The following is a 22,128-nucleotide window of genomic DNA, read 5'->3' on the forward strand; positions in this document are numbered from 1 at the left end:
CTCGGAGATGCCCATGCGAAAGCCCTCCTTCCTGATCTGGCTGCCGCTGGCGCTCGCCGCCGGCGCCTGCACGGATCCCGAGCCCTTCACGCGGCCCGGCACCTGGCAGGCGACCGGCGCCAACGACGCGAACCTGCGCGCGATGATCGCGAACCCGGCCGACCTGCAGCGCGGCCAGGCGCCTGCGACCGCCGCGCGCGGCGAGGCGGCGGCGATCGCGGCCGCGCGGCTCGGTGCGCCCTCGGCCTCGGGCCAGGGCGGGGAGAATGGCGGCGGCGGCGGTGGCGCCGGCGGCGCCGCGGGGCAACCAGTGAGGGGGATACCGGCCTTGCCGCCGCTGTCTGGCCAATATGTCCGCAACTAGCCTGGCGTCCCGCAGCGGGACCGACTCCACGGCGAGCGACCGCGTCGAGGTCCTCGCCTTCATCGCCGACGAGCAGAGCGAGGCGGCGCTGCGTGGCGGCCTCGGGCCGCTCATCTCGGAGCTGGTGGTGCGCCGCGGCGGCGTGGCGGCTGCGATCCGCGCCATGGAGCGCGAGCCGACGCCGAAGGTGCTCATCGTGGACGTCGCCGGCCTCGAGGACCCGACGCCGGAGCTCGAGGCGCTGGCCGCGGTCTGCGAGCCCGATGTGCGCGTGCTGGTGGTGGGCGACCGCGACGAGCTGCCGCTGTATCGGCGCCTGACGCACGACCTCGGCGTGCACGAATACATCTACAAGCCGCTGACCCGCGACCATGTCGCGCGGCTGTTCGGCCCGGCCATCGCGGGCGCGGTGGTGGAGCGCGAGGCGACCGGGCGCGGCGGGCGCGTCGTCTCCGTGCTGAATGCGCGCGGCGGCGCCGGCGCGACGACGGTCGCGGCCAACCTCGCGCTCGAGCTTTCGGCGGCGAGCCGCAGCCATGTGGCGCTCGTGGACCTGCATCTGCGCGGCGGGACCATCGGGCTCTCGCTCGGCGTGAAGCCAAGCAGCGGGCTGCGCATCGCGCTGGAGCATCCCGACCGGGTGGACGCGCTGTTCCTGGAGCGGGCGGCGATTCCGGTGGGCGACCGGGTGCGCGTGATCGCCGCCGAGGAGCCGATCGACGCCGCGCCGACCGCGAGCGCGGAGAGCGTGAAGCGCCTGCTGGAGCTGCTGCGGCACCGCTTCAACACCATCGTCGTGGACCTGCGCTCGCCGCCCGGCGCGGTCGAGAAGGCGGTGCTGGCGGCGTCCCGCCAGGTGCTGATCACCTTCGGGCCGGATGTCGCGGGCGTGCGCGATGCGCTGGCGCTGAAGCGGATGGTGCTGGCCCAGGGCACGGGCTCGCATCCGCTGCTCGTGCTGAACCGTCTCGGCATTCCCGGCGGGCTGTCGCTGCCGCTTGTCGAGGAAGGGCTCGGCGGCCGGCCGGAATGCGTGCTGCCCTGGCAGCCGAAGCAGATCCTGCGCGCGCTGAACCTGGGCCAGCCGGCGACGGCCGCCTGCCCGGCGCTGAAGCGTGCGCTGGTGCCGCTGGTGCGCGAGGTCTCGGGCACCGCCGCCGTGCGGCGGCGCGGCGGCCTGTTCGGCTGGCTGCGGCGCGCATGAAGGCGTTCGGCCGCCGCACCGAAGCCGCGCTGCGTCCGCCGCCGCCGGTGCCGGAGCGCGAGGCGCCGGCGCCCGCGCCGGCCGCGGCCAAGCCGGCCGAGCCGGCGCCGCTGCAGGCGCTGCGCACCCAGGTGATGGAGCGCATCGACCCGCGCGCCGCGGTGGAGATGCCGGTGGCGCGCGTGCGCGACCAGCTGGAGCGGCTGGTGCACGAGGTCGCCGGCACCCAGCGCATCGAGATCTCGGCCACCGACCAGGCGCTGCTGGCGCAGGAGCTGGTGGACGACATGCTCGGCTTCGGCCCGATCGAGGAGCTGCTGCGCGACGACGGCATCAGCGACATCATGATCAACGGGCCGGAACACATCTTCATCGAGAAGCGCGGCAAGCTGCAGCAGGTGACGCTGAACTTCCGCAACGCCGCGCATGTGGCCTCGATCGCGCAGAAGATGGCGGCCTCCGTCGGCCGGCGCGTCGATGAATCGAGCCCGCTGGTGGACTGCCGCCTGCCGGACGGAAGCCGCGTGAACGTGGTGTTCCCGCCGCTGGCGCTCGACGGCCCCTGCATCTCCATCCGCAAGTTCGCCAAGCGGAAGGTGGACCTTCAGGGCATGGTGGAGCTCGGCAGCCTCTCGCCCTCCATCGCGCGCGTGCTGGAGATCGCCTCGCGCTGCCGGCTCAACATCGTCGTCTCGGGCGGCACGGGCTCGGGCAAGACCACGATGATGAACGCGATGAGCCGCATGATCGACCATGGCGAGCGCATCGTCACGATCGAGGACGCGGCGGAGCTGCAGCTGCAGCAGCCCCACGTGGTGCGGCTGGAGACGCGGCCGATGAACCTCGAGGGCCGCGGCGAGATCACCCAGCGCGACCTGATCAAGAACGCGCTGCGCATGCGCCCCGACCGCATCATCGTCGGCGAGGTCCGCGGCGCCGAGGCCTTCGACATGCTGCAGGCCATGAACACCGGCCATGACGGCAGCTTCTGCACGATCCACGCGAACAACGCGCGCGACGGCATCACCCGCATCGAGAACATGGTGCAGATGGGCACGGTCAGCCTGCCGCTGCGCGCGATCCGCACGCAGATCGTCAGCGCGGTGGACCTGATCGTGCAGCTGGAGCGCATGCGCGACGGCAAGCGCCGCGTGCTGCAGGTGACGGAGGTCTGCGGCCTGGAAGGCGACGTGATCACGCTGAACGACCTGTTCACCTTCGAATACGAGGGCGAGGACGCGCAGGGCAACCTGATGGGGCGCTGGGCCTCCTCCCGCGTGCGGCCGGGCTTCATGAACAAGCTGCGCTACTACGGGCTGGACGGTGCCTTCGCCCAGGCGATGGAGATCGTGGCGTGAGCCCGCTGCTGGCGGCTGCCGCGGTGGTGCTGCTGCTCGCGGCGCTGGCATTGCTGTTCAGCAACCGCGACGACCGCCGGCTGAAGGAGAGGCTGACCGACCAATACGGCGCGCGGCAGGTTCGGCGCGCCGTGCCGGAGCAGTCGGTGATCGCGCGGCCCATGGCGCGGGGCGGGCTCGGCGGGCGGCTCTCGAGCTGGGTCGGCGTGGCGCCCGGCGTGCTGGCGAACCGGCGCATGCCGCTGCCGATCGTGCTGGTGCTCTCCGGCACCGTCGGCGGCCTCGCGGCCTGGGGCGCAACGATGGTGGTCCCCGGGCTTCCCGCCGTGATGCTCGGCGTCATCGCCGCGGTCGGCTCGCTGCGCATGATCTTCCTCTGGGAACTCGGCAAGCACCGGGAGGAGGCGTTCAAGCAGATCCCCGACGCGATCGGCCTGATGGTGCGCGCGGTGCGCGCCGGCCTGCCGGTGGGCGAGGCCGTGCGCAGCGTGGCGCGCGAGATGCCGGATCCGACGCGCGCGGAATTCCAGCGACTGCTGGGCGAGACGGCGATCGGCACGCCGCTCGAAAAGGCCCTGTGGGGCATCTACGAGCGCACGAACCTGCGCGAGTACGCGTTCCTGTCCGTGGTCATCGGGCTGCAGTCGCAGACCGGCGGCAGCCTGGCCGAGGCGCTGGACAACATCGCCGACATCGTGCGCAAGCGCGTGGCGATGGCGGCCAAGGCGCAGGCCCTGGCCGGCCAGGCAAAGGCCTCCGCCGGCATCCTGGTGGCGCTGCCGCCCTTCGCGGGCGCCGCCGTCTCCTTCATCAAGCCGGGCTATCTCGACGCGCTGTTCGTCGATCCGCGCGGCAACAACCTGCTGACCATGGCCCTGGTGCTGCTGACCCTCGGCCTGCTCACGATCCGGTCCATGATCAAGCGGAGCACCTCGGAATGACGCCTGTCTGCAAGCGCCCCGATCCTCGCCACGCGCCCGCCGCCCGATCGGCGCGCGCGGCCATCCTGGTGCCGGAGGCCGATGGCGGCACGGCGCAGCAGCGCGCCGCCCGCGCCGCGCAGCGCCGCTGGCGGCTGAAGGCGCTTGCCTGCCTCAGGCGGAAGTCGCGATGAGCCCGCTGGTCGCGGGCCTCCTCGCCGCCGGGCTGCTCGCCGTGCTGGCCGTGGCGCTGGCCGCCAACGAGCTGACCGAGCACCGCATGGCGGAGCGGGTGAAGCGCGCGGCGATCGGCGTGACGCCGGAGACGGCACCGCGCCGCAGCCTGGCGAGCATCGGCGCCTCGATGCTGCGGCTGCTGGATGTCAGCGGCATCGTCCGCTTCATGGCCTCGCAGCAGGACCGCGTGCAGGTGGAGCGCACGCTGGTGCCGCTCGGCGTGCCGATGACGATGGCCGCGCCGCTCCTGGTGGCGATGAAGCTGCTGTTCCTGGTCGCCGGCCCGGCCGCGGCGCTGACCTGGTACACCGCGCGCGGCGGCGGCGGGAACATCCTGCTGCCGCTGCTGATGGGCGCCGCGGCCGGCGTGCTGGCGCCGAACATGATCCTGTCGCAGCTGCGCAAGCGGCGCGTCGCGGCGCTGAACCGCGGCATGGCGGACACGCTGGACCTGCTGGTGGTCTGCGCCGAGGCGGGCCTCGGCCTCGAGAGCGCGATCGACCGCGTGGCGAACGACCTCCGCCGCGCCAACCCGGCGATGTCCCTGGAATTCGCGCTGCTCTCACAGGAGATGCGGCTGATGCCGGATCGCAGCTCCGCCATGGAGCGCTTCGCGGAGCGCGCCGAGGTGGACGGGCTGCGCCGTGTCGCCGCCACGCTCTCCCAGGCGATGCGCTACGGCACGCCGCTCGGGACCGCGCTGCGCGCGCTGGCCGCCGACGAGCGCCAGGCGCGCCTGATCCGCATGGAGGAGAAGGCGGCGCGGCTTCCGGCGCTGCTGGTGCTGCCGCTGATCCTCTTCATCCTGCCGCCGCTGTTCCTCGTTCTGGTCGGCCCTTCCATCCTCCAGCTCTTCGACGCGATCGGAGCCATGCAATGATGCGCCGCCTCGCCCCGCCCCTGCTCGCCGCCCTGCTGCTGTCCGCCTGCGGGGGCGGGGGGCAGAACGCAGCCTATTCCTCCGCCTCGCCGGACGTGCAGCGGCAGCTGCGCGTGGCGACCGCCGCCGAGCGCGGCGGCAACACCGCGATGGCGCTGCAGGTCTATGCCAGCGCCTACCAGGCGCATCCCGGCGATGTCGAGGTCGCCTCCCGCTACAGCAAGATGCTGCTGCAGTCCGGCGACCCCGAGCGTGCGCGCGACGTGCTGGCGGAGGCGCGGCGCCGCAACCCGCGCGACACGCTGCTGATGGAGACCGAGGCACGCGTGCTGCTCGAGGTCGGGCAGGCGGAGCAGGCGCTGGCGCTGTTCGACGACATCCTGCGCTGGTCGCGCAGCGATGCGAAGGCGCTGAACGGGCGCGGCATCGCGCTCGACATGCTCGGCCGGCATGCGGAAGCGCGCGCGGCCTATCGCGCGGCGCGCGCGGCCGATCCGCAGAACCCGGTGATCACCGGCAACCTCGCGCTGTCGCTGATGCTGACGGGCTGCACGGAAGGTGCGGCGGCGGTGCTGGACACCACGCCGCGCAGCCTGGCGACGTCCGGCTGGATCGGGCAGATCCGCGGCGCGGCGCCGGGCTTCGCGACGCTGCGCGGCGCGGCGGGCGGGGATCCCTGCGCGGGGCTAGGCTGAGCCCGGGCCCTTCCGCGGCAGGCCGCGGCCGCTGACCACCGCCTCCGCGCCGAAGCGCGCGCGGAGCGCATCCACCGCCTGCCACTTCGCCGCGCGCCGCGCCGCATCGGGATCGGCGAGGTCGGGCAGGTCCGCGGCATCGCCCGGCGCGAGGGGCTGCGCGCCGATGCCGATCAGGCGGAAGGCGCTTCCCGTCGCCTCCTTCGCCAGCAGGGGCTGAACGGCGCGGAACAGCGTCTCCGGCAGGCGCGTGGGGCGCGCGAGGCGGGCATGGCGGCTCCGCGTCTCGAAGCCCGCGGTCTTGAGCTTCAGCACGACGCCGCCGGCGGCCAGCTCCTTCTCCTTCAGGCGGCGCGACAGCTTCTCGCAGAGGCGCCACAGCGGGCGCTCCAGCTCCTCGACGCTGCGCAGGTCGGTGTCGAAGGTGGTCTCGGCGGAGATGGATTTCGTCTCGCGATCGGGGGAGACGCGCCGGGAATCCTCGCCGCGGGCTCGGGCGGCCAGCGCCGGCCCGTCCTCCCCGAAGCGGCGCGCGGCCTCGCGCGGGTCCAGCGCGGCGAGCTGGCCGAGGCGGGTGAAGCCGGCCGCTTGCAGCTTCTTCGCGAAGGCCGGGCCGATGCCGGGCAGCAGGCCCACCGGCTTGTCGGCGAGCCATTCCGCCGCCTCACTGCCCAGCACGGCGAAGCCGCGCGGCTTGTCGCGCTCGGCCGCGAGCTTCGCCAGAAGGCGGTTGCGCGCAAGGCCGATGGAGACGGTGATGCCGGCCTCGCGCTCTACCTGGCGGGCGAAGCGCGCCAGCACCACCGCGGGCGGCGCCTTGTGCAGCGCCGCGGTGCCCGAGAGGTCGAGCGCGGCCTCGTCGATCGAGAGCGGTTGGACAAGCGGCGTCAGCGCCTCCATCAGCGCGCGCACGTGGCGCGCGACGGCGACGTATTTCTGCATGTCCGGCTTGATGACCACGGCGTCCGGACAGGCGGCGAGCGCCTTGAACATCGGCATGGCGCTTTTCACGCCGCGGGTGCGCGCGACGTAGCAGGCGGCGGCGACCACGCCGCGCCTGCCACCGCCGACGATGACGGGCTTCGTCAGCAGGTCCGGCCGGTCGCGCTTCTCCACTGAGGCGTAGAAGGCGTCGCAATCCACATGTGCGACGGCGAGGGCGAACAGCTCGGGATGCGCGACTGCGCGGCGCGATCCGCAGGCGGGGCAGGCGGCGAAGGCTGCCGCCGCGGCGTGGTCGCAGTCGCGGCAGAGCGCGGGCATCTCAGCCCGCCAGAATCGCGGCCGGGATGCCGAGCGCGAGGGACAGCGCGATGAAAGGCAGCGCGCGGCGTATGTGGGCGCGAAAGGCATCGAGATGCGGTTGCGCGGCGGGCGGGGCGCTCGCGCGATCGTGGAAGCGCAGCGGATCCCAGATCAGCCAGGGGCCGGCATGGCCCGCGCGCATCGCTCGGAACGCCGCAGTTCCGGCCCGCAGCACGCGCCACATCGCCACCAGCATCAGCAGCACGGCGCCGCCCATCAGGATGTCGGCGATGGCGGCCGCCATGTCAGGTCGTCCGGCGCAGGAAGGGGAGCGCGACGAGCCAGAGCAGCAGCACAAGGCCGGGAACCTGCTCGGCGGCGCCGCGCGGGGCGCGTGCGGCGGCGAGGCCTGTGGCGGCGAAGATCCAGGAGAGCGCCGCCTCGGCCAGCAGCACGATGGTCAGCGCGAGCGCGGCGATCAGCGCGCGATCGCGCAGGCTGGAACCGGGTTGCACCGTAGCGCGGGCGGCGAGCCAGAGCAGGAAGGCCATCGCCGCGGCCTCGATCCAGGCGGCGGCGAGACCGCCGAGCCGGGGTGCCAGCGCCAGTTCGCGCAGCGGACCGAGCACCGCGCCGGCGAGGAAGGCGACCGCGCCGAAGGCCAGACCAGCGCGGTAGGGAAGACGGGTCGTCACCACAGCCGCGCTGCGCCGAAGACGCCGGAACTGTCGCCATGCATCGCCCGCCGGATCGGCGTGGAGAAGGCGTCGGAGAAGACGTGGCGGGGGATCAGCCGCGGCAGCGCCTCGTAGAGATGCGCCATGTTGGACAGGCCTCCGCCGAGCACGAAGACATCGGGGTCCAGGATGTTCACCACGGCGGCCAGGGCACGCGCCAGGCGATCGGCGTGGCGATCCAGCGCGGCCTGCGCGGCGGAGTCGCCGGAAGCGGCGCGGGCGGGAAGCCCGCTGGCGTCGCGCGCCTCCGGACCGTCGGCGTCGGCGGCGAGCGCCGGGCCGGAGAGGAAGGTTTCGAGACACCCATGCTGGCCGCACCAGCAGCGCGGGCCGGGATGCTCGGCGGCGCTCATCCAGGGCAGCGGGTTGTGGCCCCATTCGCCGGCCACGTGGTTCCGCCCGCCGACCAGCCGCCCGTTCACCACCAGCCCGCCGCCGCAGCCGGTGCCGAGGATCACCGCGAAGACGCTGCCGTAACCGGCGCCGGCGCCATCCGCCGCCTCGCTCATCGCCAGGCAGTTGGCGTCGTTGGACAGCCGGACGGGGCGGTCGAGCCGGGCGGCGAGGTCGGCGCCGAGCGGCTTGCCGTTCAGCCAGGTGGAATTGGCGCCGCGGATCAGGCGCGTTTCTGGGTTCTCACTGCCGGGTATTCCGATGCCGACGGTGCCCCGCCCGCCGAGTTCGGCCTCGGCGCCCTCGACCAGGCCGGCGATGGCCGCGATGCCGGCGTCGTAGTCGCGGGGCGTGGCGACGCGCCGGCGCAGGCGGACGGCGCCGGCGGGGTCGAGCGCGGCCACCTCGATCTTGGTGCCGCCGAGATCGATGCCGAGCCGCCATGCGGCTGCGGTTCCGGGCTTGGACGTCATGGCGGGACAGTTGCGCCGCCGGCCCGCCGCCCGCAAGCGCCTTGCCCCGCCGCGGCGGCGGTGCTGGATTCGCGGGATGAGTGACACGCTGCTCGACGTGCAGGGGCTGACCTGCCCGCTGCCGGTGCTGAAGGCAAACAAGGCGCTGCGCAGCCTTCCGGCCGGGGCAAGGCTTACGGTGCTCGCCACCGATCCGGCGAGCGTCAAGGACTTTCGGGCCTATACGCAGGAGACCGGGCACGCGCTGGTCGCCTTCAGCGAGGAGAACGGCGTGTTCCGGTTCACGCTGAAGAAGCGGGAGGAGCCGGCGTGAGCGTATTGCTCTTTTCCCACCGGGCCTGCCTGCACCACGACATGGGGCCGCATCATCCGGAATGCCCGGACCGGCTGCGCGCCGTGCTGCGCGCGCTGGACAGCGAGGAATTCTCGGACCTGATCCGGGACGAGGCGCCGGAAGCGACTGTCGAGCAGCTCACCCGCGTGCATCCGGCGCAGTATGTGGACGCGATCCTCGGCATCCGGCCGGAGCCGGACGACATCGTGCAGCTCGATGCCGACACGGCGATGAACTGGGGCAGCGCCGAGGCGGCGCTGCGCGCCGCGGGGGCCGCCGTCGCGGGGGTGGACGCGGTCTGCCGGGGCGAGGTGCGGCGCGTGTTCTGCGCCACCCGCCCGCCGGGCCACCATGCCGAGCCCGGCCGGCCGATGGGCTTCTGCCTGTTCGCCAATGCCGCCGTCGCCGCGCGCCACGCCCAGGCGGCGCATGGGCTGACGCGGGTCGCGGTGGTGGATTTCGACGTGCATCACGGCAACGGCACCCAGGCCTGCTTCGAGGCCGACGGCACCCTGTTCTACGCCAGCTCCCATCAGTCGCCCTGCTATCCCGGCACCGGCGAGGCGAATGAGACGGGGGTGGGGAACATCGTGAACGCGCCGCTGCCGCCCGGTGCCGATGGCGCGGCGTTTCGGGCGGCGTGGCGGGACATCCTGCTGCCGGCGCTCGATCGCTTCGCGCCGGAGCTGCTGGTGATCTCGGCCGGGTTCGACGCCCATGCGCGCGACCCGCTGGCCCAGCTTCGGGTGCGGGAGGCCGATTTCGCCTGGCTCACCGAGGAGCTGTGCCATCTGGCGGACCGGCATTGCGGCGGCAGGCTCGTGAGCCTGCTGGAGGGCGGCTACGACCTTGACGCCCTGGCAAGCTCGGCGGCCACGCATGTGCGGGCACTGATGCGTTCCTAAGCCGTTCTGTTCCCGAATACGCTTGCCGTGATCGGACGGCAGGGGGGACCCTTTCGCTTCCCTCTTCGGCAGGAGGCGATCACATGGCTCCGAATCCCCAGCCGGGCGATATTCGCGTGGTGGCGAAGACCCAGGGCGCGGAGATCTTCGAAACCCGCAGTGGCAACGCGGAGATCTGGACCGGCACCGCCTGGCGTGCCCTGAACGCCCTTGTTCAGATCGCCGAGCATCCCCCGAAGGCGACGGTTCGGGTCTCGCGCCGCGACCTCCAGGGTCTCCCCTACCCCACGGGCGTCGTAACCGTCGTCAGCGGGGTCGATGGCTGGCAACAGGGCAGCGCCACGGTCAGCTGACCTCTCCACGACGTGCAAGCCTGACCGGCGTAGGCGGCGGTCCGATCCCGCGGCAGCGTTGCGTCGCGGGAGCGTCGTGATCGGGGCGTGCCTGTGTCCCGGGCCCGTTATCGCGGCCGAACGCCTCGGCCCTGATCAGCCACCGCTGGCCGGGGTGTGTCCGGCACCCGCCCTCGCGCAAATCAATTGCCTTGCGCCCTGGTTGTCCCCGCCCGCCATGCACCCTATCCCCTGTCATCGCTGTGCCGGCTCGACGCCGGACGGCCCGCATTTTCCTTGCCAGCCGACCGGGATGGTGCATCATGTCAAGGATGGTTGACACTCCAGGCGCCGAAGCGTCTCGTCCGATTGACGGTTTGTCCTTCGAGGAAGCCTTGCAGGAACTCGAGGGCATCGTCCGGGAGCTGGAAGGCGGGCAGGGCAAGCTCGAGAAGGCCGTGGCGCAATATGAGCGCGGCGCCGCGCTGCGCCGCCATTGCGAGACCCTGCTGGCCGAGGCCGAGCAGAAGGTCCAGGCCATTGTCGATTCGGCCGCCGGCCCGACATTGCGGGACGCCGGCTGATGTCCGAAACCCTCGCCCCGCCCGACGCCCTGTCCACCGCCCTTCCCGCCGCCGCGGCGGAGATCGAGGCGGCGCTCGACACCCTTCTGCCGCGGCCGGAAGGCCCCGAGGCGCGGCTGTTCGAGGCGATGCGCTATGCCTCCATCGGCGGCGGCAAGCGGATGCGCGGCTTCCTGGTGCTGGAAGGGGCGCGGCAGTTCAGCGTCTCCCGCGCCGCGGCGCTGCGCGTGGCGGCCGCCATCGAGATCCTGCACGCCTATTCGCTGGTGCATGACGACCTGCCGGCGATGGACGACGACGACCTCCGCCGCGGCAAGCCCACCGCGCATCGCGCCTTCGACGAGGCAACCGCGATCCTGGCCGGCGACGCGCTGCAGGCCCGCGCCTTCGAGGTGCTGGCCGAGGAGGACACGCATTCCGACCCCGCCGTACGCGCCGAGCTGGTGCGCTGCCTGGCGCGGGCCGCGGGCGCGCGGGGCATGTGCGGCGGGCAGATGCTGGACATGCTGGCCGAGGAGGCCGAGGCGCCGCTGGACGAGCCGGCGATCGGGCGGCTGCAGTTGCTCAAGACCGGGCGGCTGATCGAGTTCTCGGCCGAGGCCGGCGCGATCCTGGGCAAGGCGCCCTCGGCGCAGCGCCACGCGCTGGCGGCCTATGGGCGCGACCTGGGCGCGGCCTTCCAGATCGCCGACGACCTGCTGGACGCGACGGCCACCGCCGAGCAGACCGGCAAGCGCACCGGCAAGGATGCCGAGGCCGGCAAGGCCACGCTCGTCTCGCTGCTCGGGCTCGAGCGTGCGCGGCTGCAGGCCGAGCGGCTTTCGGAGCAGGCGATCAACCATCTCGACAGTTTCGGGGAGCGCGCAGATCTGCTGCGCGCGCTCGCCGCCTACACGGTGCAAAGGAAGAGTTGACCATGGCACCTCCCGCCACGCCGCTGCTGGACCGCGTCCGCGTCCCGGCCGATCTGCGCAACTTCTCGGCGGAGCAGCTCAAGCAGCTCGCGGCCGAATTGCGGGCGGAGACGATCGACGCCGTCTCGGTGACGGGCGGGCATCTCGGCGCCTCGCTCGGGGTGGTGGAGCTGACGGTCGCGATCCACGCGATCTTCGAGACGCCGCGCGACCGGCTGATCTGGGATGTCGGCCACCAGGCCTATCCGCACAAGATCCTGACGGGGCGGCGCGACCGCATCCGCACGCTGCGGCAGGAAGGCGGGCTTTCCGGCTTCACGCGGCGGAGCGAGAGCGAATACGACCCCTTCGGCGCGGCGCATTCCTCGACGTCGATCAGCGCCGGGCTCGGCATGGCGGTGGCGCGCGACCTGAAGGGGGATACGCGCAACGTCATCGCGGTGATCGGCGACGGCTCGATGTCCGCCGGCATGGCCTATGAGGCGATGAACAATGCGGGCGCGCTGAAGTCGCGGCTGATCGTCATCCTGAACGACAACGACATGTCCATCGCGCCGCCGGTGGGCGCGATGAGCGCCTATCTGTCGAAGGTGGTGTCTTCGCGCCCCTTCCTGAACGTGCGCGAGATGATGGCCAAGCTGGCCAAGCGCTTCCCGCGCCCGATCGAGCGCACGGCGCGCAAGGCGGAGGAATTCGCGCGCGGGTTGCTGACCGGCGGCACGCTGTTCGAGGAGATGGGCTTCTACTATGTCGGCCCGATCGACGGGCACGATTTGGACCACCTGCTGCCGATCCTGCGCAACCTGCGCGACGCGGAGGACGACGTGCAGCCGATCCTGCTGCATGTGGTCACGCAGAAGGGCAAGGGCTACGCGCCGGCCGAGGCGAGCGCGGACAAGTATCATGGCGTCCAGAAGTTCAACGTCATCACCGGCGAGCAGCAGAAGGCCCCGCCCGGCCCGCCCGCCTATCAGAAGGTTTTTGCGCAGGCGCTGATCGCGGAGGCGGAGGCGGATGAGCGGATCGTGGCGGTGAATGCCGCGATGCCCTCCGGCACCAGTCTCGACCTGTTCGCCAAGCGCTTCCCGACGCGCTGCTTCGACGTGGGCATCGCGGAGCAGCATGCGGTGACCTTCGCCGCCGGCATGGCGACGGAAGGGCTCAAGCCTTTCTGCGCGATCTACTCCACCTTCCTGCAGCGCGCCTATGATCAGGTGGTGCATGACGTGGTGCTGCAGGGCCTGCCGGTGCGCTTCGCGATGGACCGCGCGGGGCTGGTCGGCGCGGATGGCGCGACGCATGCGGGCAGCTTCGACATCGCCTATCTCGGCTGCCTGCCAGGCATCGTGCTGATGGCCGCGGCGGACGAGGCGGAACTCGCGCATATCGTCGCCACCGCGGCGGCCATCGACGATGCGCCGGTGGCGTTCCGCTATCCGCGCGGCGAGGGCACGGGCATCGCCGTGCCGGCGCGCGGCACGCCGCTCGAGATCGGGCGCGGGCGCGTGCTGCGGGAGGGCACGAGCATCGCGATCCTGTCCTACGGCACGCGGCTGGCCGAGGCGATGAAGGCGGCCGACGAGCTGGCCACGCAGGGGCTTTCCGCGACCGTCGCCGATGCGCGCTTCGCCAAGCCGCTCGATACGACGCTGGTGGAGCGGCTGGCGCGGGAGCACGAGGTGCTGATCACCATCGAGGAAGGCAGCGTCGGCGGCTTCGGCGGCTTGGTGGCGCAGCACCTCGCCTGGCAGGGGCTGCTGGATGCCGGGCTGAAGTTCCGCCCGATGACGCTGCCCGACCGCTTCCTGGATCATGCAGCGCCGAAGGTGCAGTACGACTGGGCGGGGCTGAACGCCAAGCACATCGTGGCCGCGGCAAAGGCCGCGCTCGGCAAGCCCGTGGCGCAGCCGGCGCGGGCGTGACGCCCGGGCCTGCTACGCGACGATAACGAAGTCCGCCGCGGCCAGGGACGGCCTGTTGGACAGCGTGGCGATGGCGATGCCGCCGCTCGCGCCATCGCCATCCGCATCCCACGCCAGCACGCCGGTCGCCCTGGTGTAGACGAACTGCGCCACGCCGCCGACCGGCGCATCCTGCGACAACGTGACCGACACCAGGCCGCCGAAGCCGCTTGCCTGGAAGGCGAGCTTGTCCTCGCCTGCGCGGAAATCCACCAGCGTGTCGCCACCTTCCAGCGGGCTGAGCCACAGGAACTGGTCGAGGCCGCCGCTGCCCGTCAGCGTGTCCGCGCCCACCCCACCTTCCAGCGTGTCGCCGGCCTGGCCGCCGGAGAGCCGGTCGTCGCCGCCCAGGCCGCGCAGCAGGTTCGCACCGGCATTGCCGGTCAGCACGTTGTCGAGCGCGTTGCCGATCGCGGTCAGGTCGCCGGCGCCGAGCAGCGACAGGTTTTCCACGGCATTGGGCAGGATGTAGCTGATCGCGCTCAGCACCGTGTCGATGCCGGCATTCGGAAGTTCGATCACCACATCCGAATCCGCGACGACATAGGTGTCGTCGCCATTGCCGCCGTCGAGACGGTCCACGCCCTCGCCGCCGACCAGGCTGTCTGCGCCCTCGCCGCCCTGCAGGGTATCGTTGCCGAGGCCGCCGTTCAGCGTGTCGTTGCCGTCGTAGCCGAGCAGGCGGTTGTTGCCGACATTGCCGAGCATGAAGTTGTCCTCGGCATTGCCGTCGCCGCGCACATTGGCGCCGCCGTTGAATCGCAGCACCTCGATATGGTCGGGCAGCGCGAAGGTGGCGTTGGCGACAACGGTGTCGTTGCCGCCGCCCGCCTGCTCGATCAGCGTGTCGGTCGCGTCGATCAGGTAGAGGTCGTCGCCGCCGCCGCCGATCAGCGTGTCCGCGCGGCCGCCGCCGAGCAGGACATTCGCGGCGCCGTTGCCGGTGACGACGTTGTTGAGGTTGTTGCCGGTGCCGTCGATGGCGGCGTCGCCGGTCAGCACCAGGTCCTCCTGATGCGCTCCGAGGGTCCAGGTGATGGAGGAATGCACGGTGTCGGCGCCGCCGGTGCGCGTCTCGGCGATGCGGTCGGCGGCGTCGTCCACGACGTAGCGGTCGTTGCCGGCGCCGCCCAGCATGCTGTCGGCGCCCGTGCCGCCATCCAGGCTGTCATGGCCGTTGCCGCCGATGAGGCTGTCATTGTCGGCGCCGCCGGAGAGCGTGTCGTCGCCGTCGTTGCCGACGAGGCGGTCGTTGCCAGCGAGGCCGAGCACCGCGTCGTGGCCAGCCAGCGCATCGATGGTGTCGGCCGCAGCGGTGCCTTCGAGCGCATCGTCGCCCGCGGTGGGCCAGTTGGTGCCGATCAGCGTGTCCGCGAAGACGATCACGTCGATACCAAGCAGCGTATCCGCGCCCTCCGGCGATCCGACGCGAAGGTCCGTCACCAACAGCCCGCCGCCGGCGAGAAGGGAGATCGCGTAGTCGGCCTGCGTGCCGCCGAAGACGGCCGTGTCGAAGCCGTCGCCACCCTCGAGCCGGTCGCTGCCGTTGCCGCCCGCGAGGCGGTCATCGCCCGCGCCGCCCAGCAGCGTGTCGGAGCCTGAATCGCCGCTCAGCGTGTCGGACTCGCCGCCGCCATCGAGCCGGTCGTTGTCGAGGCCACCGGCGAGGATATCGGCGCCGAGCCCACCGGCGACCTCCAACCGTTCGAAGCCTGAGAAGGTGACCTGGATAGTGGCGCCGCGCCGGATCTGCCCGTTCGCGGCATCGAGCACCAGCGCCGCCGTCTCGGCGGAGAGCGAGACGACCAGCGTGTCTAGGCCGTCGCCACCCTGGGCGCTGCCGCCGCCGCTGCCGAGGTCCACGAGGTCGTCGCCCGCGCCGGCATTCACCGTGTCGTTGCCCGCGCCGGTGCTGATGCTGTCGGCGCCGCTGCCGGTGCGGATGTTGTCCGCACCGCTGCCGGTGGTCAGGTAGAAGCGATCCACGCCGCTGAAGGAGGTGTAGCGCCCGAAATCCTGGAAGACGCGGCCGGCGGAGCCACCGCTGACCGTGTCCGCCGCGAAGTCGCCATTGCCGGTGCCGAGGAAGACGCTGCCCGTCGCGTTGCCATAGTCCAGCACCAGCAGGTCGTCGCCCTCGCCGGCCGCCCAGCTGTCCTCGCCCACGCCGCCACGGAAGGTGTCGTCGCCACCGAAGGTGGTGATGACGTCGTTGAAGCCGACCGTCGCGGAGGTGGTGATGTCGCGCGACCCGCTGCCGAGCCAGCGCAGGGTCACGCCCTCCACGTCCCGCATCTGCAGCGAGCCGAGATCCTGCCATTCGTCGCTGTGCAGATCGAGGCTGCGCCCAGCCTCGCCGCCCTCGACGGTGGCCGCCAGGTAGTCGCTGCCGGCGGCGGCGTCCACGGTGTCGGCGCCCGTCAGCGGGTTGATGGTGTCGTTACCGCTGCCGCTGCTGATGCTGTCCGCGCCGATGCCGGTGCGGATGTTGTCCGCACCGCTGCCGGTGGCGAGGTGGAAGCGATCCACGCCGCTGAAGAAAGTGTAGCGGCCGAAATCCTGGAAGACACGGCCGGCATAGCCGCCATTCGTGGCATCCGCCGCGAAGTCGCCATTGCCGGTTCCGAGGAAGACGCTGCCGGTCGCGCTGCCGTAGTCCAGCACCAGAAGGTCGTCGCCCTCGCCGGCCGCCCAGCTGTCCTCGCCCACGCCGCCACGGAAGGTGTCGTCGCCGCCGAAGGTGGTGATGACGTCGTTGAACACGACGCTGGCCGAGGTGGTGATGTCGCGCGACCCGCTGCCGAGCCAGCGCAGGGTCACGCCCTCCACGTCCCGCATCTGCAGCGAGCCGAGATCCTGCCATTCGTCGCTGTGCAGATCGAGGCTGCGTGCGGCCTCGCCGCCCTCGACGGTGGCCGCCAGGTAGTCGCTGCCGGCGGCGGCGTCCACGGTGTCGGCGCCCGTCAGCGGGTTGATGGTGTCGTTACCGCTGCCGCTGCTGATGCTGTCCGCGCCGATGCCGGTGCGGATGTTGTCCGCACCGCTGCCGGTGGCGAGGTGGAAGCGATCCACGCCGCTGAAGAAAGTGTAGCGGCCGAAATCCTGGAAGACACGGCCGGCATAGCCGCCATTCGTGGCATCCGCCGCGAAGTCGCCATTGCCGGTTCCGAGGAAGACGCTGCCGGTCGCGCTGCCGTAGTCCAGCACCAGAAGGTCGTCGCCCTCGCCGGCCGCCCAGCTGTCCTCGCCCACGCCACCGCGGAAGGTATCGTTGCCGCCGAAGGTGGTGATGACGTCGTTGAAGCCGACCGTCGCGGAGGTGGTGATGTCGCGCGACCCGCTGCCGATCCAGCGCAGGTTCACGCCCTCCACGTCGCGCATCTGCAGCGAGCCGAGATCCTGCCAATCGTCGCTGTGCAGATCGAGGCTGCGTGCGGCCTCGCCGCCCTCGACGGTGGCCGCCAGGTAGTCGCTGCCGGCGGCGGCGTCCACGGTGTCGGCGCCCGTCAGCGGGTTGATCGTGTCGTTGCCGCCGCCGCTGCTGATGCTGTCGGCGCCGATGCCGGTGCGGATGTTGTCCGCACCGCTGCCGGTGGTCAGGTGGAAGCGATCCACGCCGCTGAAGGAGGTGTGGCGGCCGAAATCCTGGAACACGCGGCCCGCGTAGCCGCCGCTGACCGTGTCCGCTGCGAAGTCGCCATTGCCGGTGCCGAGGAAGACAGCGCCCGTCGCGCTGGCGTAGTCCAGCACCAGCAGATCTTCGCCCGCGCCCGCCGCCCAGCTGTCCAGGCCGACGCCGCCGCGGAAGGTGTCGTCGCCGCCAAAGGTCGTGATGATGTCGTTGAAGCCGACGGTGGCAGATGTCGTGATGTCCCGCGCGCCGTTCCCGAGCCAGCGCAGGTTCACGCCCTCCACGTCGCGCATCTGCAGCGAGCCGAGGTCCTGCCATTCGTCGCTGTGCAGATCGAGGCTGCGCGCCGCCTCTCCGCCCTCGACCGTGGCGGCGAGGTAATCGCTGCCGAGGCCGGCATCCACCGTGTCTTCGCCGGTGCCGACATTCACCGTGTCGTTGCCCACGCCCGTGCCGATGCTGTCGGCGCCGTTCCCGGTGCGGATGTTGTCCGCGCCGCTGCCGGTGGTCAGGTGGACACGCTCGACGCCGCTGAAGAAGGTGTAGCGGCCGAAATCCTGGAAGACACGGCCGGCATAGCCGCCATTCGTGGCATCCGCCGCGAAGTCGCCATTGCCGGTGCCAAGGAGGACGCTGCCCGTCGCGCTGCCGTAGTCCAGCACCAGAAGGTCGTCGCCTGCGCCTGCCGCCCAGCTGTCCTCGCCCACGCCACCGCGGAAGGTGTCGTTGCCGCCGAAGGTGGTGATGACGTCGTTGAACACGACGCTGGTCGAGGTGGTGATGTCGCGCGCGCCGCTGCCGATCCAGCGCAGGTTCACGCCCTCCACGTCCCGCATCTGCAGCGAGCCGAGATCCTGCCAATCGTCGCTGTGCAGATCGAGGCTGCGTGCGGCCTCGCCGCCCTCGACGGTGGCCGCCAGGTAGTCGCTGCCGGCGGCGGCATCCACCGTGTCGGCGCCCGTCAGCGGGTTGATCGTGTCGTTGCCGCCGCCGCTGCTGATGCTGTCCGCGCCGTTCCCGGTGCGGATGTTGTCCGCGCCGCTGCCGGTGGTCAGGTGGAAGCGATCCACGCCGCTGAAGGAGGTGTGGCGGCCGAAATCCTGGAACACGCGGCCCGCGTAGCCGCCGCTGACCGTGTCCGCTGCGAAGTCGCCATTGCCGGTGCCGAGGAAGACGCTGCCCGTCGCGTTGCCATAGTCCAGCACCAGCAGGTCTTCGCCCGCGCCCGCCGCCCAGCTGTCCAGGCCGACGCCGCCGCGGAAGGTGTCGTTGCCGCCGAAGGTGGTGATGACGTCGTTGTACACGACGCTGGCCGAGGTGGTGATGTCGCGCGCGCCGTCGCCAAGCCAGCGCAGGTTCACGCCCTCCACGTCGCGCATCTGCAGCGAGCCGAGGTCCTGCCATTCGTCGCTGGCGAGATCGAGCGCGCGTGCCGCGTCTCCGCCTTCGACGGTCGCCGCCAGGTAGTCGCTGCCGGCAGCGGCATCCACCGTGTCGGCACCGGTGCCGCTGTTGATCGTGTCGTTGCCGCCGCCGCTGCTGATGCTGTCCCCGCCGTCGCCGGTGCGGATGTTGTCCGCGCCGCTGCCCGTGGCGAGTGAGAAGCTCTCGATGCCCGTGAAGCTCGTGAAGCGGCCGAAATCCTGGAAGACGCGGCCGGCGAAGCCACCATTCACCGCATCGGCGCCGAAATCGCCGTTGCCGGTACCGAGGAACACGCTGCCCGTCGCGTTCCCGTAATCCACAACGAGCCGGTCGCTGCCCGGGCCGCCATGCACCGTGTCGAGCCCCGCCGTGGTGGAGAGCGTGTCGTTGCCCTCGCGCCCCTCCAGGCGGTTGTTCGACGCATTGTCGGTGATCAGGTTGTCCCGCGCATTGCCGAGCAGGTTGCGCGCGCCGGTGACGACGAGAACGAAATCCTCAATCTCCGCCGCGCCGTTCAGCGCACCGTCGAAGGTGGTCGGCGCCGCGCTGCCGGCGACGAGGCGCAGCGTGTCGCGGCCGCCGCCCGGCAGTTCCACGAAGAGGTCGTCGCCGCCATCGGCCAGGAACACGTCGTCGCCCGCGCCGCCGAAGAAGCTGTCGGCGCCGTTGGCACCCTCCAGCGTGTCGGCCGCATCCGTGCCGGTCAGCCGGTTGGCGAGCGCGTTGCCGGTGCCGAGGCGCGCCGCGCCGACCAGCGTCAGGTCCTCGACCGTCGGCGTCGCGAGCAGCGAGAAGTCCACATGGCTGATGACGTGGTCGTGGTCGCCCGCCAGGCCGGTCTCGATCACGACCTGGTCGGCGCGGCGCACCACGAAGGTGTCGTTGCCGGCGCCGCCGCGCATCTCATGCGCGCCGCTGCCGCCCACCAGCGTGTCGGCGCCGAGGCCGCCCTCCAGCGCTTCCGTGGTGCCGCCGACGAGCAGGTCGTCGTGATCGCTGCCCTGCACGCTCTCGAAGCCGGAGACGAGATCCACCGCGCCGTTCGCATCGCGCGCCGTGCCGGGGGCCACCACGGCGCCGCCCGCGCCCTCCACCGTCTCCGCGCCCAGGTTCAGCGTGACGCCGGAGGAGAGCGAGAGGAAGGAGAGCAGGTCGGCATCCTCGCCGCCCGCGAGCGTGTCGGCGCCGTCGCCGCCATCGATCGTGTCGGCGCCGGCATCGCCCTCCAGCAGGTCCGCGCCCGCACCGCCCGCCAGCGTGTCGGCGCCCGCGGCGCCGAGCAGCACGTCGCCGCCATCCTCGCCGAGCAGCCTGTCGTCGCCCTCGCCGCCTGCGAGGGTGTCGGCCTCCGCGCCGCCGTTCAGCGTGTCGTTGCCGGCCGCGCCGTCCAGGCTGTCCGCGCCGGCTTCGCCGATCGCCCAGTCATTGCCTTCGTCGAGCGACGCGGTGTCGTTGCCGGCGCCGGCGCGCACCTCGTCATGGCCGGCGCCGGTCGCGACGAGATCGTCGCCGCCGCCGGAGACGACGCGGTTCGTCCCGGTGCCGGCGAGCAGGATGATGTCGTTGCCGTCCCCGGTCTCGATCTCCTCGATGCCGAGCAGCGCGTCGAGGCCGCCGAGGCCATCGGTCGCGCCGCCATCGCCATTCGCGTCCAGCGTGACGACGACGTCGCCGCCGCCCTGGAACAGGGCGCGGTCGCTGCCCGGCCCGCCATCCAGCGTGTCGTCGCCGGGGCCGCCTTCCAGCGTGTCCGCCCCCTCGCCCCCGGAAAGCGAATCATCGCCCTCCGCGCCGCTCGCGCTGTCGTCGCCGCCGCCGAGCGTGACGGCGTTGTCGAGCGCATTGCCCGTGATCGCGTCGTTACCGCCCAGCGCATCCATCTCCACCTGGTGCGGCGTGAGGGTGCGGATGTCGGCGTCCGGCGTGCCTTCCCAGAAATTCTCCCAGTTGACGACGTAGGTCTCGGTCAGCGGGGCGAAGGCGGCCTCCACCGAGAACGCGTCGTCGTAGAGGTAGAACTTCGCGAAGTCCCAGCCTTCCGCCGAGGGGAAGCTGCCGCGGAACAGCGGGCCGAACTCGAAGCCGCCGCCATTGTTCTGCGGGTCGCCTTCGGCGGTCTGGCCGAAGACGGTGAGCTCGGCATTGCCGGCGAACCACTCATGGTCGATGCGCGCGGAGGCGACCATGCCCGACTGGTTGCGGAAGCTGCCGACCAGGCTGTAGGTCGCCTCCACCGCCATCGTGCCCCAGCCGCCATCGGGCGTCGGGATGTCGAAATCATCGCCGAGACGGCCGGTGACGACGTCGCCGAATTCGGTCTCCAGCCGGACATCCACATGGCTGGCGTCGAAGGTGAAGCGCTGGCCGAACTTCAGCGCGAGCGCCGCGGCGGCGCTGAGGATGGTGTAGCCGAGCTCGAGCCGGAAGATGCCGGTGTCGATGGTGAGGTCGCCCTCGAGCTGGATCGGCAGGCCGAGCGAGGCGAGCAGCTGGCTGATCGCGCCATCCAGGTCGAGCTGGATGTCGGCGAAGGGCACCGCCGAGGCGCCTTCCGAGACGAGATCGGGCAGGTCGTCGTCGGCGACCAGCGCGGAGGTCCCGGTGTCCACGCGCGAGGGCAGTTGCAGCGTGCCGCCGAGCAGGCCCGGGATCAGCGAGGCGTAGAGCGGATCGAGGTCGCCGCCATCGATGCGGAACAGGTCCTGCGTCCGCGGCCCGGTGGAGAAGCCGACACCCTCGATCGCGGCGGAGGGATCGTTCACGCCCGCCCATTCGAGCGGGATGTCGAGGCGCACGCCGGTCAGCGCGGCGGCGAGCTCCCAGTCGAGGCCGAGGCGGAAGAAGCCGCCAGCCGGGTCCGGCCCCTCCGTCTGCATCGCGCCGCCGAGCACGCTGAAGCCCGCTGTGTCGAAGGCGACGGGCACGTTCAGGAACAACGCGTCCGAGGGCGCATCCAGCGCCACGCCGTATTCGATGCTGGCGGCACCGAGGCCGAGCTGCAGCTCCGCGAAGAGCCCGGCATGGCCGCTGATGTTGCCGTCGAGGGTGATGGTGGCGCCCGGCACGCCGAGCACGGGCACGCTGACATCCTGGTCCAGCGCGATGCGGAAGGCGTCCCACCGGAAATTGAGATCGGTGGGCGCACCCAACGCCCAGGTGGAGAAATCGCTCGCGCTGAAGGACAGTATTGTCATAAGGGAACCGACAATGTGATGAAATGCCGATGCGGGAGCCCAGCATCGTTTGCCGGGCGATATTGATACAGATGCGAGGCGCGATCAAGCCTCGGGACGGGTCGCCCAGTCTGGGAACGGAAGAATCCGCCGCCGCGCGATCGATCTGCTTGACGGATCCCGCAGGATTTCAGCTTCGATTTTGCAGTGCAGCGATTTCCGGCCGCCGAGGGTCGCCTGATCGCCTGTGAATGCGGGAATGACTGTCGGACTGCAAGGGGGCGTTCCTCCGCACCGCAAGGCGGCGGACGGGACGAAGCCGTTTGCCAAATTCGCGCGCAGTCGCGCACAGTCACGCGGGAC

Annotated in this window: 18 protein-coding genes; 13 read left to right on the plus strand and 5 right to left on the minus strand. The window is 71.7% G+C overall.

The genetic code is table 11. The annotated features are described in order from the left end of the window. Nucleotides 1-13: 13 nt before the first annotated feature. The 7 genes from DFH01_RS26605 to DFH01_RS26630 are packed head-to-tail and all read left to right on the plus strand — an operon-like array spanning nucleotide 14 to nucleotide 5,658. A complete protein-coding gene (locus tag DFH01_RS26605; RefSeq protein ID WP_109873569.1) occupies nucleotides 14-364 on the plus strand; it encodes a hypothetical protein in 351 nt (116 codons plus the stop codon). Continuing rightward, complete coding sequence (locus tag DFH01_RS26610; RefSeq protein WP_109873570.1) at nucleotides 351-1,568, plus strand: CpaE/TadZ family protein; 1,218 nt, start codon at nucleotides 351-353, stop codon at nucleotides 1,566-1,568. The genes DFH01_RS26605 and DFH01_RS26610 overlap by 14 nt, the downstream gene beginning before the upstream one ends. Beyond that, nucleotides 1,565-2,926 carry a TadA family conjugal transfer-associated ATPase gene (locus DFH01_RS26615; RefSeq protein WP_109873571.1) on the plus strand — a complete coding sequence of 454 codons (1,362 nt, stop codon included), beginning with the start codon at nucleotides 1,565-1,567 and terminating at the stop codon, nucleotides 2,924-2,926. The genes DFH01_RS26610 and DFH01_RS26615 overlap by 4 nt, the downstream gene beginning before the upstream one ends. Further along, nucleotides 2,923-3,867, plus strand: a complete 945-nt coding sequence (locus tag DFH01_RS26620; RefSeq protein WP_109873572.1) for a type II secretion system F family protein — start codon at nucleotides 2,923-2,925, stop codon at nucleotides 3,865-3,867. Before DFH01_RS26615 ends, DFH01_RS26620 begins: the two co-directional genes overlap by 4 nt. Beyond that, on the plus strand, nucleotides 3,864-4,040 hold the full coding sequence (locus tag DFH01_RS28365; RefSeq protein WP_158287920.1) for a hypothetical protein: 177 nt from the start codon (nucleotides 3,864-3,866) through the stop codon (nucleotides 4,038-4,040). Before DFH01_RS26620 ends, DFH01_RS28365 begins: the two co-directional genes overlap by 4 nt. Continuing rightward, nucleotides 4,037-4,963: a type II secretion system F family protein gene (locus tag DFH01_RS26625; RefSeq protein ID WP_109873573.1), complete on the plus strand. Its 927-nt coding sequence runs from the start codon at nucleotides 4,037-4,039 to the stop codon at nucleotides 4,961-4,963. The genes DFH01_RS28365 and DFH01_RS26625 overlap by 4 nt, the downstream gene beginning before the upstream one ends. Continuing rightward, the gene (locus tag DFH01_RS26630; RefSeq protein WP_109873574.1) at nucleotides 4,960-5,658 is read left to right on the plus strand and encodes a tetratricopeptide repeat protein; all 699 of its coding nucleotides are present in this window, start codon (nucleotides 4,960-4,962) and stop codon (nucleotides 5,656-5,658) included. Before DFH01_RS26625 ends, DFH01_RS26630 begins: the two co-directional genes overlap by 4 nt. On the opposite strand, the gene DFH01_RS26635 is transcribed toward DFH01_RS26630, so the two are convergent. From DFH01_RS26635 to DFH01_RS26650, 4 genes are read right to left on the minus strand one after another with little or no spacing between them, the layout of a single operon-like run. After that, nucleotides 5,650-6,921: a DNA polymerase IV gene (locus DFH01_RS26635; RefSeq protein ID WP_109873575.1), complete on the minus strand. Its 1,272-nt coding sequence runs from the start codon at nucleotides 6,919-6,921 to the stop codon at nucleotides 5,650-5,652. The genes DFH01_RS26630 and DFH01_RS26635 overlap by 9 nt on opposite strands. A 1-nt stretch (nucleotide 6,922) precedes the next feature. Beyond that, nucleotides 6,923-7,207 (minus strand): hypothetical protein, encoded by a 285-nt coding sequence (locus tag DFH01_RS26640; RefSeq protein ID WP_109873576.1) that lies wholly within the window; start codon nucleotides 7,205-7,207, stop codon nucleotides 6,923-6,925. A gap of 1 nt (nucleotide 7,208) precedes the next feature. After that, nucleotides 7,209-7,598, minus strand: coding sequence for a hypothetical protein (locus DFH01_RS26645; RefSeq protein WP_146217157.1), 390 nt, complete (start codon nucleotides 7,596-7,598; stop codon nucleotides 7,209-7,211). Then, nucleotides 7,595-8,506: an ROK family protein gene (locus DFH01_RS26650; protein ID WP_109873578.1), complete on the minus strand. Its 912-nt coding sequence runs from the start codon at nucleotides 8,504-8,506 to the stop codon at nucleotides 7,595-7,597. The genes DFH01_RS26645 and DFH01_RS26650 overlap by 4 nt, the downstream gene beginning before the upstream one ends. A gap of 76 nt (nucleotides 8,507-8,582) precedes the next feature. Here DFH01_RS26650 and DFH01_RS26655 point away from each other — a divergent pair, with 76 nt between their 5' ends. The 6 genes from DFH01_RS26655 (at nucleotide 8,583) to dxs (ending at nucleotide 13,497) form a co-directional block, all read left to right on the plus strand. Beyond that, the gene (locus DFH01_RS26655) at nucleotides 8,583-8,819 is read left to right on the plus strand and encodes a sulfurtransferase TusA family protein (protein ID WP_109873579.1); all 237 of its coding nucleotides are present in this window, start codon (nucleotides 8,583-8,585) and stop codon (nucleotides 8,817-8,819) included. After that, nucleotides 8,816-9,745, plus strand: coding sequence for a histone deacetylase family protein (locus DFH01_RS26660; RefSeq protein ID WP_109873580.1), 930 nt, complete (start codon nucleotides 8,816-8,818; stop codon nucleotides 9,743-9,745). The genes DFH01_RS26655 and DFH01_RS26660 overlap by 4 nt, the downstream gene beginning before the upstream one ends. An 83-nt stretch (nucleotides 9,746-9,828) precedes the next feature. Further along, nucleotides 9,829-10,098 carry a hypothetical protein gene (locus DFH01_RS26665; RefSeq protein ID WP_109873581.1) on the plus strand — a complete coding sequence of 90 codons (270 nt, stop codon included), beginning with the start codon at nucleotides 9,829-9,831 and terminating at the stop codon, nucleotides 10,096-10,098. A gap of 311 nt (nucleotides 10,099-10,409) precedes the next feature. Further along, entirely contained in the window at nucleotides 10,410-10,661 is a 252-nt protein-coding gene (locus DFH01_RS26670) for an exodeoxyribonuclease VII small subunit (RefSeq protein ID WP_109873629.1), read from the plus strand. Beyond that, nucleotides 10,661-11,575, plus strand: a complete 915-nt coding sequence (locus DFH01_RS26675) for a polyprenyl synthetase family protein (RefSeq protein WP_109873582.1) — start codon at nucleotides 10,661-10,663, stop codon at nucleotides 11,573-11,575. The genes DFH01_RS26670 and DFH01_RS26675 overlap by 1 nt, the downstream gene beginning before the upstream one ends. A 2-nt stretch (nucleotides 11,576-11,577) precedes the next feature. Beyond that, nucleotides 11,578-13,497, plus strand: coding sequence for a 1-deoxy-D-xylulose-5-phosphate synthase (gene dxs, locus DFH01_RS26680; RefSeq protein ID WP_109873583.1), 1,920 nt, complete (start codon nucleotides 11,578-11,580; stop codon nucleotides 13,495-13,497). Nucleotides 13,498-13,509: 12 nt separating this feature from the next. On the opposite strand, the gene DFH01_RS26685 is transcribed toward dxs, so the two are convergent. After that, nucleotides 13,510-21,786, minus strand: a complete 8,277-nt coding sequence (locus DFH01_RS26685; RefSeq protein ID WP_109873584.1) for a calcium-binding protein — start codon at nucleotides 21,784-21,786, stop codon at nucleotides 13,510-13,512. Nucleotides 21,787-22,128 lie beyond the last annotated feature (342 nt).

It is taken from the genome of Falsiroseomonas bella, assembly GCF_003173615.1.
In the GTDB taxonomy this organism is placed as follows: domain Bacteria; phylum Pseudomonadota; class Alphaproteobacteria; order Acetobacterales; family Acetobacteraceae; genus Falsiroseomonas; species Falsiroseomonas bella.

Excerpts from the sequence above, each read along its gene's own strand:
- DFH01_RS26615 (WP_109873571.1), top strand. The coding sequence starts at position 1,565 with ATGAAGGCGTTCGGCCGCCGCACCGAAGCCGCGCTGCGTCCGCCGCCG.
- DFH01_RS26610 (WP_109873570.1), top strand. The coding sequence starts at position 351 with ATGTCCGCAACTAGCCTGGCGTCCCGCAGCGGGACCGACTCCACGGCG.
- DFH01_RS26630 (WP_109873574.1), top strand. The coding sequence starts at position 4,960 with ATGATGCGCCGCCTCGCCCCGCCCCTGCTCGCCGCCCTGCTGCTGTCC.
- DFH01_RS26655 (WP_109873579.1), top strand. The coding sequence starts at position 8,583 with ATGAGTGACACGCTGCTCGACGTGCAGGGGCTGACCTGCCCGCTGCCG.
- DFH01_RS26675 (WP_109873582.1), top strand. The coding sequence starts at position 10,661 with ATGTCCGAAACCCTCGCCCCGCCCGACGCCCTGTCCACCGCCCTTCCC.
- DFH01_RS26685 (WP_109873584.1), bottom strand. The coding sequence starts at position 21,786 with ATGACAATACTGTCCTTCAGCGCGAGCGATTTCTCCACCTGGGCGTTG.
- DFH01_RS26625 (WP_109873573.1), top strand. The coding sequence starts at position 4,037 with ATGAGCCCGCTGGTCGCGGGCCTCCTCGCCGCCGGGCTGCTCGCCGTG.
- DFH01_RS26605 (WP_109873569.1), top strand. The coding sequence starts at position 14 with ATGCGAAAGCCCTCCTTCCTGATCTGGCTGCCGCTGGCGCTCGCCGCC.
- dxs (WP_109873583.1), top strand. The coding sequence starts at position 11,578 with ATGGCACCTCCCGCCACGCCGCTGCTGGACCGCGTCCGCGTCCCGGCC.
- DFH01_RS26670 (WP_109873629.1), top strand. The coding sequence starts at position 10,410 with ATGGTTGACACTCCAGGCGCCGAAGCGTCTCGTCCGATTGACGGTTTG.
- DFH01_RS26640 (WP_109873576.1), bottom strand. The coding sequence starts at position 7,207 with ATGGCGGCCGCCATCGCCGACATCCTGATGGGCGGCGCCGTGCTGCTG.
- DFH01_RS26650 (WP_109873578.1), bottom strand. The coding sequence starts at position 8,506 with ATGACGTCCAAGCCCGGAACCGCAGCCGCATGGCGGCTCGGCATCGAT.
- DFH01_RS26665 (WP_109873581.1), top strand. The coding sequence starts at position 9,829 with ATGGCTCCGAATCCCCAGCCGGGCGATATTCGCGTGGTGGCGAAGACC.
- DFH01_RS26635 (WP_109873575.1), bottom strand. The coding sequence starts at position 6,921 with ATGCCCGCGCTCTGCCGCGACTGCGACCACGCCGCGGCGGCAGCCTTC.
- DFH01_RS28365 (WP_158287920.1), top strand. The coding sequence starts at position 3,864 with ATGACGCCTGTCTGCAAGCGCCCCGATCCTCGCCACGCGCCCGCCGCC.